A 14,763-nucleotide genomic window follows, 5' to 3' on the forward strand; every position below is an offset into this window, starting at 1 on the left:
CCGGTTTCCGGAGTCGCCGGAGCGAGCGCGCAGCAACTGGGCTGCTGCGAACAACTGGACCAAAACGCCGACGCGATCCTGCTGGCCTGGCTGACCGGCCTCACCGACGCCTCGACCTACGCCAAGGTCAAGACGACCGCGAACCACATCGTCTCGACCGGCCCGGACACGACCGAGCGCTGGGAGGAGCAGTACGGGAAGTCGCCGTCCTCGGTGGCCGCGGAGATCGCCGGCCTGATCGCGGCCGGGGCGATCGCCCGCGCGAACGGCGACCCGGCGAGCGCGGCGTCCTGGGAGTCCACGGCGGACTCCTGGCGCAACTCCCTGGCCGGCTGGGCGGTCACGACATCCGGCTACTGGGGCGGCCACACGTACTACGAGCGCCTCGACCGGGCCGGCAACCCGAACGACACGGCAACGATCTGCTTCGACGAAGGCTGCTTCTACGAGCACGATGTCACCGACTTCGGCTTCCTCGACCTGGTCCGCCTCGGCATCCGCCCGGCCGGGGACGCGACGATCGCGAACTCGGTGGCCCCGACGGCCGCGGCCTCGGACGGCAACTCGTCGGTGCAGGTCACGCTGCCCAACGGGGACATCTACTTCCATCGCTACCCGCACGACAACTACGGCGAGAGCACCGCGAACTGCAGCGGCTGGCCGGCTGGTGGCAATCAGCGCTTCGGGCGGCTGTGGCCGGTGCTGTCGGGGGAGCGCGGCCAGTACGAGCTCGCCAACGGCCGCTCGGCCGCGGTGTACCTGAAGTCGATGGCGGACTCGGTCAACGACGGCTACTTCGTGCCCGAGCAGGTCTGGGACCGCGCGGACGTCGGCTGCTTCGGCCTCGGCCGGCCGACCGGAAGCGCCGGCCCCCTGATGTGGGCCGAGGGCCAGTACCTGCGCCTGGCGAAGAGCATGGACGCCGGCCACAACCTCGACACCCCGCAGATCGTCAAGTCCCGCTACGGCACCTGACCACCGTGTCGACCCCCCGATCACGCGTGTCGACCCGCTGATCACGCGTGTCGGCGCTTCCGTCACCGCACCAGGCGGACGGTCTTCGCCGCGGGAGCGAAGACCGCCGTCTGGCCGCGGGTGAGGGCGACCGAGTCGGCTTCGAGGCCGTCGCCGAACGCGACCAGGCGGTCCGACTCGACCTCGACCGTCAGCGGCGCCCGGGTCAGTTCCCCTTCGGTGCAGGTGGTCCCGGTCGACGGCGACGGCCACGCCTCCCGCACGAACCAGACGAGCCGGGCCTCGCCGGGCGCCGGCAGGGGCAGGCCGCTGCCGCGTTCCCGCCACACCGACCCGCACCAGCCGGTCGCCCCGGTGCCCGTCCCGACCAGGATTCCCGACGACGCCTGGCGTTCCGCCCGCCCGCCACCGACCCCCAGCCGGTAGCGGGCGGTCTGGTGCCCGGCGTGCCCGAGGTAGATCTCGTTGAGGGCGAGCAGCCGCTGGCCGTCGTCCGCGGTGAGCTCGGCCATCGTCCGGTGCTCGACGTCGGCCGTGGAGCGCACGAGATCCGCGACGGCCTCGACCGGGTGCTTGACCAGGACGCCGGGCGCACCCGGGGCGATCCCGATCACCGGCTGGCCGTCGAGGTACTTGGCCACGTTGGCGACCAGGCCGTCCGGCCCGACCACGACGACGACGTCCTCGGGAGTGAAGAGGAACCGGTCGAGATCCGCGCGTTCGACCTCGCCGCGGCGCCAGTCCAGCGGGATGGCGGCACTGGCCGCGGTGAGCGCGGCACGCAGGGCCGTGTCGGCCTCGGTCACCTCGGCGAGGTCGCGGCCACGGGTGCGCAGGAAGAACTCGGCCTGGCCGCGGGTGCCGTGCCGGGCGACGAGCTCGGCCAGCTCGGTGCGGCGGTGGACGAGCACGACCCGCGGGGCGAGGCTCACGAGCGGACGCCGAGCTTCGTCAGCAGCGGCGTGAGCAGGTCCGGGGTCAGGACGAGGCTCTCGATCTGCGGCAGGTTGCCGGCCAGCTCCTTCAGCGCCAGCCCGGTCAGGACGCCCTCGGGCAGGTCGCGGTACGCCGCCAGCCGGGCCGCTTCGCCCGCCGCTTCGGCCTCGCCGAGCGCTCGCTTCCCCTCCGCCTTCACCTGCGTCAGGCGCTCCTCGCGGGAGGCCTGCGCCTCCGTCTCGATCCGGTTCGCCGCCGCGGCTTCCTCGGCCTGCCGCCGGGCGTTCGCGCCGCGCTGGGCCAGCAGCTGCTCCTCGCGGCGGGCCAGCTCGATCTGGCTCTGCAGCTCGTTTTCGCTGATCGCGCGTTCGCGCTCGACGGCGAGCGCGCGCCGTTCGAAGGTCGCGCGGTCGGCCTCCTGCTGCACCTTCTCCCGCGCGGTCGTCTGAAGCGCCTTCTCGACCTCCGGCTCGGCCCGGATCGCGACCACGCGGACGTCGAGCACGGCCGAGCCGGTCTGCGCGAGCCGCGTGTCCTCCTCGGCCAGGCCCGCACGGATCCGGTCGCGGACCGCGCTGACGCCGTCGACCAGCGCGGTCGCCAGGTCGATGCGGGTCAGCACCTCGACCGCGTACTGCTGGACGTTTTCGGTGAGCAGCCCGCTGATCTGCGCCAGGGGATCGCTGCGCCAGCGGCCGGTGTCCGGGTCGATGGAGAAGTCGATGCGCTGCGCGGCCAGCGCCGGGTCCTCGATCCGGAAGGTGAGGGCGAGCTGGACGGTGACGTCCTGGAAGTCGGCCGTGCGGGCGTGGAAGAGCAGCGGCAGCTCGCGGTCGTCGACCGGGACTTCCGAGACGACCGCGGTCAGCGGCCGGTACCAGAAGGACAGCCCGACACCGTCGTGCGCGAGCCTGCCGCGGCGGTAGTGGCGGATGTGCACGGTGGGCGCACCGCGCAGGTGCCGGAACCCGAACCGGCGATTGATGTCGGCCATGGAGCCCTCCTCTTATCGTCGTCGTGACGATATGGGGTCGGCTGGCTAATCGTCAAGCTGACGATTAGGCTGGGTGGCATGGGTCACCCGCCGTTCGCCGTCACCGTGGACCTGGTCGTGCTCACGCTGACCGGGGACGAGCTGTGCGCGCTGCTGGTGCGCCGGGGGGTCGAGCCGCACTTCGGCGAGTGGGCGCTCCCCGGCGGGTTCGTCCGGGAGGACGAGGATCTGGCGGACGCGGCGCGCCGCGAGCTGGCGGAGGAGACGGGGCTGGCGCCGGGGACCGTCCACATCGAACAGCTGGCGGGCTACGGGGCCCCGGACCGGGACCCCCGGATGCGGGTGGTGACGGTGGCGTACCTGGCGCTCGCGCCGGACCTGCCGGTGCCGCGCGCGGGCACGGACGCGGCGGAGGCACGCTGGGCACCGGTGCGCGCCCTGCGGACCGAGCGGCTGGCGTTCGACCACGACCGGATCCTGGCCGACGGCGTCGAGCGCGCCCGGGCGAAACTGGAGTATTCCCCGCTGGCGACGGCGTTCTGCGCGCCGGAGTTCACGGTCGCGGAGCTGCGGAGGGTGTACGAGCTGGTGTGGGACACGCGCCTGGACCCGCGCAATTTCCACCGCAAGGTGACGGGAGCGGAGGGCCTGCTGGAGCCGACGGGCCGAACCACCACCCGCGACGGCGGCCGCCCGGCCCGGCTGTACCGGAGGGGTGCGGCGGAGATGCTCTATCCGCCGATGCTGCGGAGCTGATCGCTCGCCTTCGGCGATTTGCCTTGGCGGGGCGGGGCGGGGCGGGGAAGGGACGGGGTGTTGCCGACCCCGGCCCGCCACGCCGGTGGTGAGCCGAGTGGGCGAGGCCGGCCCGGTCGGGCTCCGCCGATCCGCCTGCCGCCTGCCGCCTGCGCTTGCCGCCTGCCGCCTCCGCCGATCCGATCCGCCCGGCCGCCTCTGCCGGTCCGATCCGCCCGCCAGGTCGGCCGCCTCCGCCGGTCCGGTCCGCCTGGCCGGCTCCGCCGATCCGCCTGGCCGGCTCCGCCGATCCGGCCGGCCGACGGCACCCGCGAGGCCTACGCGGCCCGTGCGGGAACCAGGCGGCGGGCCGCCGACACGAGCGGCAGCAGCCGGGTTCCGAGGTTGCGGGCCGCCAGGCCGCCGCGCGTGGCCGGGATCAGCAACGCCGCCGCCGTCGAGACCGCGCGCTGCTTCGGCTCCACCCGCTTCCGGTGCTCGGTCTCGTACCGCCGGAACGCCGCCGCCGGGTCCGCGGGTGTCCGGCCCAGTTCTTCCGCCAGGGTGTACGCACCCGTCATCGCCAGCGTCGAGCCGTCGCCGAACAGCGACACGCACGATGCCGCGTCCCCGGCCAGGGCGATGCGGCCCGTGTGCCACCCGGCCATCCGCACCCGGCTCACCGAGTCGAAGTACAGGTCCTCCGCCGAGCGCACCTGGTCCAGCAGCTCCGGCACCCGCCAGCCCGCGCCCGCGTAGGCTTCGGCGAGCATGCGCCGGTGCAGTTCGGTGTCACGGTGGTCGAACCCCGGCACCGCGTCGCCGCGGAACATGAACGCGGCGATGCCGCGGCCGCGTGACGGGTGCACCGCGACCGCCCGCCCCGGCGAGTTGTACATCTCGATCGCGGCCGGGTCGGCCGGCGGGCCGGGCAGCGGCAGCGTCGCGATGTAGACGCCCACGTGCTCGACGAACGCCTGCTCGGGGCCGAACGCCAGCCGCCGCACCGCCGAGTGCAGCCCGTCCGCGCCGATCACCAGGTCGAACCGCCGCGGGGCGCCCCGCTCGAACGTGACGTCCACGCCGCCGCCGTCCTGGCGGAGCTCGGTGATCGAGTCGTGGAAGACGAACTCGGCGTGGTCGCGCGCCGCGTCGTGGAGGATCGCCGCGAGGTCGGTGCGGGGGAGTTCGATGTCGCCCTCGGCCCCCAGCGCCCCCATCGGGACCCGGCCCGTCCGCCGTCCCGCGTCGTCGACGAAGTTCAGCGACGTCGCGCTCGTGCTCGCCGCGCGCAGCTTCGCGGTGATGCCCATCCGTTCCGCGACCCGCGCGGCCGGCCCGCGGACGTCCACCGGGCTGCCGCTCGAGCGCAGGCCCGCGGCGCGTTCGACCACGGTGGGCCGGAAGCCCGCCCGGGCCAGCCAGTAGGCCAGCGTCGGCCCGGCGACGCCGGCGCCGGAGATCAGCACGGTCTGTTCGGTCATGGTGGGTACCCCCAAGTCGGTTCCTGACCATCGGTCAGTGCAGACGGTACGCTCCTGTCCGCCGGTCAGGCAAGCGGGCTAGGCTCCGATGATGACGGACGACACCCGGGCCCGGATCCTGCGGGCGGCGCTGGAGGAGTTTTCGGAGCGCGGCTACCACGCGACGTCGGTGCGGGAACTGGCCGAGCGGGTCGGCGTGACCAAGACCGCGGTGCTCTACCACTTCCCGGGCAAGGCGGAGATCGTCGCGGCGCTCGCCGAGCCGATGCTGGCCGGCTTCGAAGCCGCGCTGGCGACGGCGGCGGAGGCCGCCGACCCCCGTCAGGCGGCGATCGAGGGGCTCCTGGACGTCTGGCTGGCCCACCGGTACCTGCTCCGTATGAACCTGCGAGACCTCGGCTTGACCGCGTCGACCTCCGTCTTCGAGCGGTTCCGCAACGGCATGCTCCGGGCCAACGACCTGGTCGCCGGGCCGGACCCGGACTTCGCCGGCCGCGTCCGCGCGGCACAGGCGATCGCCATGCTGAGCGACCCGGTGGTGCTCTTCGCCGACACCCCGGTGGCCGACCTGCGGGCGGCGATCCTGGACGGCGTCGGCCGCCTGTTCGGCGGCGTGAGCGGGCCGCCGGAGCCGGCCGGGGGCAAGGGGCGCCGCGGCCGGCCTCCGGCGATGAGCCCGGAGACGATCGAGGCGGCCCGGCGCCTGCACGACGCCGGGCGCCCGCCGTCCGACATCGCGGCGGAACTCGGCGTCTCCCGGGCCACGATCTACCGCCACCTCCCCGGCGCGGGGATTAATGAGACGAAATTATGAGACTTTTTGAGACGTGGTGCGCTGCACCGCCCGGAACCAGAGCGTGAACTCCGTCTTCTGCGGCATCAGTCGGTACCGCGGCAGCACCCCCGGCCCGCACGACGCCGTCCCGAGGCCGTGCTGGGCCACGTCCAGCGTCAGGTGCACCACGTCGTCCGGCAGCAGGTCATCCAGGTGCCGGGCCTCCTCCAGCGCCGCCGCGGTCCAGCGGCGGGCCGTGAAGTCGAAGACCGGGTCGCCGTCCACGCGGAGGCCCGTGCCGTCCGGGGTGGTCAGGCGGGCCCAGCGGACCGCCGTGCGGTTGCCGTTCTCCTGCGGGTACACGTACGGCGTCTGCAGGCCGTCGACGCTGCTGGAAAACCGGCCGATCCGGGCCGCCTGGCGGCTGTCCGGGTACGCCTCGCCCGGGCCGCCGCCGAACCACTCGGCCGAACCCCACGCGCCCGGGATCGCCATCGCCAGGCCGAGCCGGGGGAGCGTGCCGGGGAACTCGCCGTCCGGGGTCACCTCGACCCGCAGCCGGAGGCGGTCGTCGAACGCCGTCCACGTGTAGTCGGCGAACAGCCCGAACGGCTGCGCCGGGGGCGCCACCCGGGTGCGCACCACCAGCTCCTCGCCGTCGGCGTCGACCGTGATCACCCGGTGCTGCATGCGGTGCAGCCCGGCCGCGCGCCACTGGTCGGCGTCCGGCCGGCCGGCGAACTCGCCCCGGTCGTTGTCGGTCGTCGCGCGCCAGACGTCCAGGCGCGGTCCGTGCACCGCGTGCCCGCCGAGGGCCGACAGGACACCCGTCACCGGGTCGAACTCGCCGGCGCCCAGCACCAGCCGCCCGCCGGTGCGGAACACCGGTCCGCGCACCGGTCGCGGCGCCGCGACCGGTGCCGCCGAGACCGCCAGCTGTCCCCAGCCGACGACGTGCCCGGCCGGCGCCCACGCCGTCGCCGAGGTCAGCGACGCCGACACGGTCAGCCACGACTCCCCGCCGGTCGCGGGCAGGTCGGGCAGTGGGACCACAGTGGTCTGTCCGGAAGGGACGGAAGGGACGTCGAGAACGCCCTCCGCGACAGCGATCCCTTCGTCCTCCAGCACCCAGCTGAACGTCAGGTGCCCGGTGCCGACGAAGTCGTAGTGGTTGCCCACCCGGATCCCGGACGCGTCCGGGTCGATCCGGACCGGCTCGATCACCTTCGCGAACTCGAGGAGCCCCGGCGACGGCGTCCGGTCGGGGAACAGCAGGCCGTCGATGACGAAGTTGCCGTCGTGGATCGGTTCGCCGAAGTCCCCGCCGTACGCGAAGTGCCCGTCCGCGGCCAGGCCGTGGTCGATCCACTCCCAGATGAACCCGCCTTGGCAGTTCGGGTAGCGTTCGAACAGCTCGCGGTACTCCAGCAGGCCGCCCGGGCCGTTGCCCATCGCGTGCCCGTACTCGCACTGCAGGAACGGCAGCTCCCGGCGGCGCGCGTTGTCGTCCTCCCGGCGGCCGATCCGCTCGACGTCCTCGTGCGTGGCGTACATCCGGCTGTGCACGTCGACGTAGTCGCAGTCGTGGTCGCCTTCGTAGTGGATCGGCCGGGTCGGGTCGCGGTGGCGCACCCACTCGGCCATCCGCGCGAGGTTCTCGCCGGTGTGGCTTTCGTTGCCCAGCGACCAGAGGATGACGCTGGGCCGGTTCTTGTCCCGCTCGACGGTGCGCCGCATCCGGTCGAGGTACGCCTCGGCCCACCGCGGATCGCCGCTCGGGTTGCCGGCCCAGCCGAGCGGCTCGAAGCCGTGGGTCTCGAGGTCGCATTCGTCGATCACCCACAGGCCGTAGGTGTCGCACAGTTCGAGGAAGGCGGGGTCGGGCGGGTAGTGGCTGGTCCGGACCGCGTTGACGTTGTGCCGCTTCATCAGCAGCACGTCGGCCAGCGCGGTCTCCGGCGAGACCACGCGCCCGGTGCGCGGGTCGTGCTCGTGGCGGTTGACCCCGCGCAGCATCAGCGGACGGCCGTTGACCTTGAGCTGCCCGTCCTCGATGGCCACCGTGCGGAACCCGATGCGCACCGGCACCCGCTCGGCCGCGGTGGCCAGCGTGCCCTCGTACAGCCGCGGCGTCTCGGCGCTCCACGGCTCGACCGGCAGTTCCAGGGCCTCCCCGGCCGGGTGCCCGGTGACGCCCAGCTCGGGGATGTCCAGCACGACGTCCGGGCCGGTCTCGACCCGCAGCGTGCCCAGGCCGGTGGTGTGGTCGTAGTCCGCGCGGACCCAGTAGTCGCCGATGCCGCCGTCGGGGCGGGCCAGCAGGGTGACGGCGCGGAAGATGCCGGACAGCCACCACATGTCCTGGTCTTCGAGGTAGCTGCCCGCCGACCACTGGTGCACGCGCACGACGAGGACGTTGCCGGACGGCCGGAGCAGCGACCCCACCTCGAACTCCGACGGGAGCCTGCTGCCCTGGGTGACGCCGAGCTCGGTGCCGTTGAGCCAGATCCGGCCGCAGGAGTCGATGCCGTCGAAGCGCAGCACCGCGGACCCGGCGGGCCAGCCGGCGGGCAGGTCGAACCGCAGCCGGTGGTCGCCGGTCGGGTTGTCCGACGGCACGTGCGGCGGGTCGACCGGGAACGGGTAGGGCACGTTCGTGTAGGCCGGGCGCCCGTGGCCGTGCAGCTGCCACAGCGACGGGACCGGCAGCTCGTCCCACGCCGAGTCGTCGAAGTCCTCGGTCTCGATTCCCGCCGGCGCGGCCGCGAGACTCGGCGACAGCCGGAACCGCCAGCTGCCGTTCAGTGACAACGATGGCGCGTCGGAGCCGAAGGCGGCGCGCGGCGGAAGGGAACCGCGGCCGGGGCCGGGGTCTTCGAGGTACGACATGGGGTCCTTTCCGCGCTCGGCAGGCGCCCGAGAACGTTCCCGTGAACGTTCACGGACCGGTTCGCAGTGTGCTGCGCGATCGGACCGGGTGTCAAGGGATCAGGCGGATTCGCGCAGGTGGAGACGGGCGCGGACGATCAGCTCGGCGGGTTCCAGGGGCACCGCGGCGGTGACCAGGCGGGCCGCCTGCTCGACGGCCAGCGCGCCGACCGCCCGGGTGTCGATCGCGACGCTCGAGAGCTCCGGCTCGACCAGGGTGCCGAGGGCGAGACCGTCGAACCCGATCACGGCGAGGTCGGCGGGCACGCGCAGGCCGAACCGGCGGGCCTCGCGCAGGGCACCGATGGCCATCACGTCGTTGAAGGCGAAGAGGGCGGTGACGTCGGGGTGGGCGGCGAGCAGGGCGGCCAGCGCGGCGCCGCCGCCGTCGACACTCTGGGCCCCGGTGGCGATCCAGCCGGGCTGGACGGAGACGCCGCACTCGGCGGCGGCCCGCAGGAACCACCGGCGGCGGACGCTCGGGGCGGGGTGCCCGTCGAGCATGCCGATCCGCCGGTGCCCACGGGAGACGAGGTGGGCGACGGCCTCCCGGACACCGTCCTCGCCGTCGATCACCACCCCGCTGAACCGCGGGGTGCGCGGTGCCCGGTCGATCAGCACGACCGGGATGCCGGCGGTGAGGCGGTCGAGGTCCTCGTCGGACCGGCCGAAGTAGCCGGTGACCGCGTCGACCTGGGCGCCGATCACCCGCAGCGTGGCGAGTTCCCGCTCGGGGTCGTCGGCGGTGTCGTAAACGACGACGTGCCAGCCGCGGGCGCGCGCCGCCTCCAGCGCACCGGAGGCGACCTCGGTGAAGAAGGGGTTGAGCAGGTCCGGCACGACGAGGCCGATGGTGGTGGTGTCCGGCCGGACCAGCCCCCGGGCGAACCGGCTGGGCCGGTACCCGAGCTCACGGGCGGCGTCGAGGACGCGCTGCTTGGTCGAGCCGTCGATCTCGGCCTTGTCGTTCAGCGCGCGCGAGACGGTCTGCCGGGAGACCCCGGCCGAGCGGGCGACGTCGTGGATGGTCACCCGCCGCGGTTCCGTGCTGCTCGAAGACACGCGTCGAGTATGCCCGGCCGCGGCGGGTGGCCGGCCCGCTACCCGAGCGGGGTGCGTTCCCGGCGCTTGACGAAGCGCCAGCCCACCGCCAGGACCACCGCGAGCACCGGGATCGAGTAGAACGCGATCTTCTCGGCTCCGTCCGAGAAGCCCATCAGCACCACCACCAGGGCCAGGAACACCAGCGTCGCCCAGCCGCTGTACGGGGCCCACGGCATGCGGTACGACGGGCGCTCCAACTCGCCGCGCAGGGCGGCCTGGCGCAGCCGGAGCTGGCAGAAGATCAGCGTCGCCCACGTGCTGATCACACCGAGGGACGCGATCGCGATGGCGATGTCGAACGCCTCCTTCGGCACCAGGTAGTTCAGCACCACGCCCAGCACGTACGCGACCGACGTGAACAGGATGCCGCCGTAGGGCACCTGCCGGCGGCTCATCCGGCTGACGAACGAGGGCGCCTCGCCCTTCTGGGCCAGCGAACGCAGGATCCGGCCCGTCGAATAGAGGCCGGAGTTGACGCTGGACAGCGCCGCGGTCAGCACCACCGCGTTCATCACGTCGCCGATGCCCGGGATGCCGAGCCGGCTGAACACCGTCACGAACGGGCTCTCGTCGCCGCTGTAGAACGGCCACGGCAGCAGCATCGCCAGCAGCAGCACCGAGCCGACGTAGAACACGCCGATCCGCCAGACCACGCCGTTGATCGCCTTCGGCAGCACCTTGCGGGCGTCCTTCGTTTCGCCGGCCGCGATGCCGACGACCTCGATCGCCGAGTAGGCGAAGATGACCGCCTGCAGCGTCATCAGCGCGACACCGATGCCGGCCGGGAAGAGTCCACTGTGGCCGGTCAGGTTGTGGGCGCCGGCCGGGGTGCCGCCGATGTCCGCGCTCGACAGCACCAGGCCCACGCCGACGACCAGGAAGACGACGATGGCCAGCACCTTGACCACCGAGAACCAGAACTCCAGCTCGCCGAACACTTTCACCGACAGCAGGTTCACCAGCAGCAGGACGCCCAGCGCGATCAGCGCGGTGATCCACTGCGGCACGTCCGGCAGCCACTTGTGGACGTAGATGGCGACCGCGGTGATCTCGGCGATCCCGGTCATCGCCCAGTTCACCCAGTACATCCAGCCGGAGGCGAAGCCGGCCCACGGCCCGATGAACTTCCGCGCGTAGGTGACGAAACTGCCGGAGCTGGGCTCGTGCAGGACGAGTTCGCCGAGCGCGCGCATCACGAAGTAGGCCGCGATTCCGCAGATCGCGTAGGAGAAGATCAGCGACGGGCCGACCTGGTGGAGCTTGCCGCCGGCGCCGAGGAAGAGCCCGACGCCGATCGCGCCGCCGATGGCGATCATCTGCACTTGGCGGTTGCCCAGTGCTTTCGAGTAGCTTTCACCTTTTTCGGTGAGCAGCGAGGAATCCATGGTTATCGGACGCTAGAGCGGTGTGCGGCAGGTCACCAAGCAGGCTAAGGAAGACTTAAGGTGTGCCGGACATCACGGCGGAGATTTCTCCGCCATCCGCGGATTCCGATTTGACACGGGGTGCCCGCGGCCGGTGCCGGACCGCCTTCTACGCTCGGGCCCGTGGATCTCGCGGCGCTGCTGGACCGGATAGCCGACGACGTCGCGCCCGAGGTCGGCCGCGGCGCCGTCGCGGACTACATTCCCGCGCTGGCCAGGGTGGCGCCGGGGCGGTTCGGCATGGCGGTGGCCGAAGTGGACGGTGCGGTGCACGGCGTCGGCGACTGGGAGCACCCGTTCTCCGTGCAGAGCATGTCCAAAGTGTTCACCCTCGCGCTGACGCTTTCGCGCGGCGACGGCGTGTGGGCGCGGGTCGGGCGCGAACCGTCGGGCGATCCGTTCAATTCGCTGGTGCAGCTGGAACACGAGGACGGCATTCCGCGCAACCCGTTCATCAACGCGGGCGCGCTGGTGGTGACCGACGAACTCGCCCGCCACGGTGACGCGGCGGACGCGCTGCTCGCCTTCCTCCGGCAGGAAAGCGGACGATCCGGGATCGCCGTGGACCCGGAGGTGGCGGCCTCGGAGGCGGGGCACGCCGACCGCAACCGCGCCCTCGCCTACTTCATGGCCTCCTACGGCAACATGCGCCACCCCGTGCCGTCGGTGCTCGACCAGTACGTCCGCCAGTGCTCGATCGCGATGAGCTGCGCCGACGTCGCCCGCTCGGCGCTGTTCCTGGCCCGCCACGGCGTCCGCAACGACGGCTCGCGCCTGCTCGGGCTGAGCGCGGCGAAGCGGATCAACGCGGTCATGCTGACGTGCGGCACGTACGACGCGGCGGGCGAATTCGCCTACCGGGTCGGCCTCCCGGGCAAGAGCGGCGTGGGCGGTGGCATCCTCGCGATCGTCCCGGGCCGGTGTGCGGTGTGCGTCTGGAGCCCGGGGCTGGACGCGCGCGGCAACTCCGTCGCCGGCGTCGCCGCCCTCGACCGGTTCACGACGCTGACCGGCTGGTCCGTGTTCTGAAGTCAGCGCAGGTAGTTGTAGACGCTGGCCCGCGAGATCCCGAGCAGGTCGGTCAGCGCCGGCACCGCGTTCTTCAGCTCCAGGAAGCCTCGCTCCTTCAGTGACCGCACCAGGTCCTTCTTGGCGGCCGCCGGGAGGCTGCGCGGTGTGTGGCCGCGCTCGGCCGCGTAGTCCTCGGCCAGAGCGCGCAGCTCGTCGCCGGTCCGGGCGTGCAGGGTCTCGGTGAACGGGGCCGGTGCGTCGGTGGCGGCCAGGCGGGTCAGGGCGTGGGCCGCCGAGCCGAGCAGGGAGACGTCGAGGTTGAGGCACAGCGCCGCCACGTACTCGCCTGCCGAGTTGCGGAGGCCGATCGACGTGCTCTTCGCGGGCCTGCCGTCGGGGAAGCGGTTCGGGTAGTTCTGCAGCACGTCCGGGAACTCCGGGTCGGCGATCCGGGCCAGGCCCAGCTCGGTGGCCGGGTCGCCGACGGCGCGGCCGGACAGGCCGCCCTCGATCGCGCGCACCGCGTTGGCCGGGTCGCGCAGGTCGTGCAGCACCACCTCGCACAGGCCCGGGAACATCCGGCCGACGGCGTGGGCGATCTTCTCCGCCTCGCGCAGCAGCAGCTCGTCCTCGGTCACCCGATCAGCTCCCGCAGCCGGCCGGGCGCCTTGAGGCCGGAGCCGGTGAGCACGACCACCGTGGTTTCGCCGGGCCGGATGGCGCCCCGCGCGCGGAAGACGTCGATGGCCGCGGCGGCCGTGGCGCTGGTCGGCTCCGCGTAGAGGCCGAGGGACGCCAGGCGGCGGGCGGCCGCGGCGATGGCGTCCTCGTCGATCGCCGCGGTGTCCCCGCCCGAGCGCCGGATGGCCGCGACGACCTCCGGCAGCCGCACCGGACGGCGGATGGCCGTCCCCTCGGCGACGGTCGGGGCGAACTCCGGCGGCCGGTGGCCGTGACAGGCCGCGTCGATGGGGGAGCAGTTCCGCGGCTGCGCGACGAGCAGGCGCGGGCGCCGCGTGATCGACCCCGCTTCGAGTAGTTCGCCGAACCCGAGGTCGCAGCCCAGCACGATGCTGCCCGCACCGGCGACGGTGACGACCGCGTCCGGGGCGCGGAAGCCGAGGTCTTCCCACAGTTCGTAGGCGAGGGTCTTGGTGCCCTGCAGGAAGAACGGGTGCCAGTTGTGGCTGGCGTAGGTGGTGCGGTCCGAGCGGCGGACGGCTTCGGCGGCGGTGTCGTCGCGGGTGCCCGGCACCAGCTCGACGGCCGCTCCGTACGCGCGGGTCTGCAGCACCTTCGCCGGTGACGTCCCCTCCGGAGCCAGCACGGTCGCCGCGATCCCGGCCGCGGCGCTGTAGGCCGCCACCGACGAGCCGCCGTTGCCGGAGCTGTCCTCCAGCAGCTCCCGGACCCCGGCACCGGCCAATGCGGAGACCATGACGCTGGAGCCGCGGTCCTTGAAGCTGCCGGTCGGGCTGAACCATTCGAGCTTGAACCGGACGTCGGTGCCGCCCCAGGTCTGCGGGACGAGCGGGGTGCAGCCTTCCCCGAGCGACACCGGGCGGAGGTCGCCGGGCAGCGCGGCCCGGTACCGCCAGAGCGAGCGGACGCCGGTGTCGACGTCCTCCGGGCGCAGGCCGGCCCCCGGGGCCACGGTCAGCGGGGCGCCGTCGTCGCCGCGCCAGCGCAGCGGGTCGCCGGGGTACCGCGTCCCCGACCGCTCGTCGGTGTACCAGTACTCCACCGTCACCTCCACGTCTGTACGAACAGTCCAAGCTTAGACGTACTGTCTAGTACTACTCCCGAGTACGCGAAATGTCTTCAGCTTCTTCTCAGGAAAAGCCTGTAACGCGGCGACCGGGAATTTCGATCACCGGCGTCCGCGCGGTGCACCGCTGGTGGTCGCCCGAATACCGGCCGTCGTCTCCGCGGGGGCGGTTGCGGCCTTCGACGTCCACGTTCGTGGACTCGTGAGCACCGAGAATCCGGCAGCGAGACCAATCCACTGTGGACCCCTGGGGCTGCCGGGAGGTGTGCCGACCATTCTTCGGCCGATTCTTCCGATGTCCCGGAAAATCGCGGGGAAATCGCCGGGAAGAACCGGCCCGGAGTGGCGTGTTCGGATCGGCGAAGCGCACGCCTCCACCCGCCTGCTTTACCGGCGGGATAAGCATCGAGGGGTGCCAGGAAACATCGGACCCGACGGACGGCGTGGTCCGGACCGGGTAGCCGCCTCGCGTCCACCAGGCGGGATGGCTTGCGCCGTCCGGCGGCGCCTGCCGGGTGGACCACGTCCCGGAACCGGTCCACCGGGACCTGGTCCGGCAATGATCCTGCCCGGCGCTCGGGGCGGGAACGTGACGGCGACGTTAAATTCTTGCGCCGTCGGCCTGGTCG

General features: G+C 72.9%; 12 protein-coding genes. 4 read left to right on the top strand and 8 right to left on the bottom strand.

Annotated elements, in window-relative coordinates:
• A partial coding sequence (locus tag CCN39_RS13895; RefSeq protein WP_244210776.1) for a glycoside hydrolase family 15 protein occupies window positions 1–975 on the top strand: 975 nt, incomplete at its 5' end.
• Between the two features lie 62 nt (window positions 976–1,037).
• Here the strand turns inward: CCN39_RS13895 and CCN39_RS13900 are convergent.
• Window positions 1,038–1,907, bottom strand: coding sequence for an NAD(+)/NADH kinase (locus CCN39_RS13900; protein ID WP_086842060.1), 870 nt, complete (start codon window positions 1,905–1,907; stop codon window positions 1,038–1,040).
• Window positions 1,904–2,905 carry an SPFH domain-containing protein gene (locus CCN39_RS13905; RefSeq protein WP_086842062.1) on the bottom strand — a complete coding sequence of 334 codons (1,002 nt, stop codon included), beginning with the start codon at window positions 2,903–2,905 and terminating at the stop codon, window positions 1,904–1,906. The genes CCN39_RS13900 and CCN39_RS13905 overlap by 4 nt, the downstream gene beginning before the upstream one ends.
• Window positions 2,906–2,983: 78 nt before the next feature.
• Here CCN39_RS13905 and CCN39_RS13910 point away from each other — a divergent pair, with 78 nt between their 5' ends.
• Window positions 2,984–3,661 (top strand): NUDIX hydrolase, encoded by a 678-nt coding sequence (locus CCN39_RS13910; protein ID WP_086842064.1) that lies wholly within the window; start codon window positions 2,984–2,986, stop codon window positions 3,659–3,661.
• A 317-nt stretch (window positions 3,662–3,978) separates the two neighbouring features.
• Here the strand turns inward: CCN39_RS13910 and CCN39_RS13915 are convergent, their stop codons facing one another.
• Window positions 3,979–5,124, bottom strand: a complete 1,146-nt coding sequence (locus CCN39_RS13915) for an FAD-dependent monooxygenase (protein ID WP_086842066.1) — start codon at window positions 5,122–5,124, stop codon at window positions 3,979–3,981.
• A 91-nt stretch (window positions 5,125–5,215) separates the two neighbouring features.
• Here CCN39_RS13915 and CCN39_RS13920 point away from each other — a divergent pair, with 91 nt between their 5' ends.
• Window positions 5,216–5,938: a TetR family transcriptional regulator gene (locus tag CCN39_RS13920; RefSeq protein WP_086842091.1), complete on the top strand. Its 723-nt coding sequence runs from the start codon at window positions 5,216–5,218 to the stop codon at window positions 5,936–5,938.
• Here CCN39_RS13920 and CCN39_RS13925 read toward each other — a convergent pair.
• From CCN39_RS13925 to CCN39_RS13935, 3 genes are all read right to left on the bottom strand, one after another.
• The gene (locus CCN39_RS13925; protein WP_086842068.1) at window positions 5,933–8,788 is read right to left on the bottom strand and encodes a glycoside hydrolase family 2 TIM barrel-domain containing protein; all 2,856 of its coding nucleotides are present in this window, start codon (window positions 8,786–8,788) and stop codon (window positions 5,933–5,935) included. The genes CCN39_RS13920 and CCN39_RS13925 overlap by 6 nt on opposite strands.
• 99 nt (window positions 8,789–8,887) lie before the next feature.
• Window positions 8,888–9,859 (bottom strand): LacI family DNA-binding transcriptional regulator, encoded by a 972-nt coding sequence (locus CCN39_RS13930; protein ID WP_086842070.1) that lies wholly within the window; start codon window positions 9,857–9,859, stop codon window positions 8,888–8,890.
• Window positions 9,860–9,927: 68 nt separating this feature from the next.
• The gene (locus CCN39_RS13935) at window positions 9,928–11,316 is read right to left on the bottom strand and encodes an amino acid permease (protein ID WP_086842072.1); all 1,389 of its coding nucleotides are present in this window, start codon (window positions 11,314–11,316) and stop codon (window positions 9,928–9,930) included.
• Window positions 11,317–11,478: 162 nt separating this feature from the next.
• Between CCN39_RS13935 and CCN39_RS13940 the strand changes: the two genes are divergently transcribed.
• A complete protein-coding gene (locus CCN39_RS13940) occupies window positions 11,479–12,384 on the top strand; it encodes a glutaminase (RefSeq protein WP_086842074.1) in 906 nt (301 codons plus the stop codon).
• A gap of 2 nt (window positions 12,385–12,386) precedes the next feature.
• On the opposite strand, the gene CCN39_RS13945 is transcribed toward CCN39_RS13940, so the two are convergent.
• Together CCN39_RS13945 and CCN39_RS13950 are read right to left on the bottom strand one after the other, a co-directional pair.
• Window positions 12,387–13,004 carry a helix-turn-helix transcriptional regulator gene (locus CCN39_RS13945; protein ID WP_086842076.1) on the bottom strand — a complete coding sequence of 206 codons (618 nt, stop codon included), beginning with the start codon at window positions 13,002–13,004 and terminating at the stop codon, window positions 12,387–12,389.
• On the bottom strand, window positions 13,001–14,122 hold the full coding sequence (locus CCN39_RS13950) for a threonine synthase (RefSeq protein ID WP_244210779.1): 1,122 nt from the start codon (window positions 14,120–14,122) through the stop codon (window positions 13,001–13,003). Before CCN39_RS13950 ends, CCN39_RS13945 begins: the two co-directional genes overlap by 4 nt.
• Window positions 14,123–14,763 lie beyond the last annotated feature (641 nt).

Origin of the sequence: Amycolatopsis kentuckyensis, assembly GCF_002155975.1 — a bacterium.
GTDB classification, from domain to species: domain Bacteria; phylum Actinomycetota; class Actinomycetes; order Mycobacteriales; family Pseudonocardiaceae; genus Amycolatopsis; species Amycolatopsis kentuckyensis.

Excerpts from the sequence above, each read along its gene's own strand:
- CCN39_RS13905 (WP_086842062.1), bottom strand. The coding sequence starts at position 2,905 with ATGGCCGACATCAATCGCCGGTTCGGGTTCCGGCACCTGCGCGGTGCG.
- CCN39_RS13910 (WP_086842064.1), top strand. The coding sequence starts at position 2,984 with ATGGGTCACCCGCCGTTCGCCGTCACCGTGGACCTGGTCGTGCTCACG.
- CCN39_RS13915 (WP_086842066.1), bottom strand. The coding sequence starts at position 5,124 with ATGACCGAACAGACCGTGCTGATCTCCGGCGCCGGCGTCGCCGGGCCG.
- CCN39_RS13920 (WP_086842091.1), top strand. The coding sequence starts at position 5,216 with ATGACGGACGACACCCGGGCCCGGATCCTGCGGGCGGCGCTGGAGGAG.
- CCN39_RS13925 (WP_086842068.1), bottom strand. The coding sequence starts at position 8,788 with ATGTCGTACCTCGAAGACCCCGGCCCCGGCCGCGGTTCCCTTCCGCCG.
- CCN39_RS13935 (WP_086842072.1), bottom strand. The coding sequence starts at position 11,316 with ATGGATTCCTCGCTGCTCACCGAAAAAGGTGAAAGCTACTCGAAAGCA.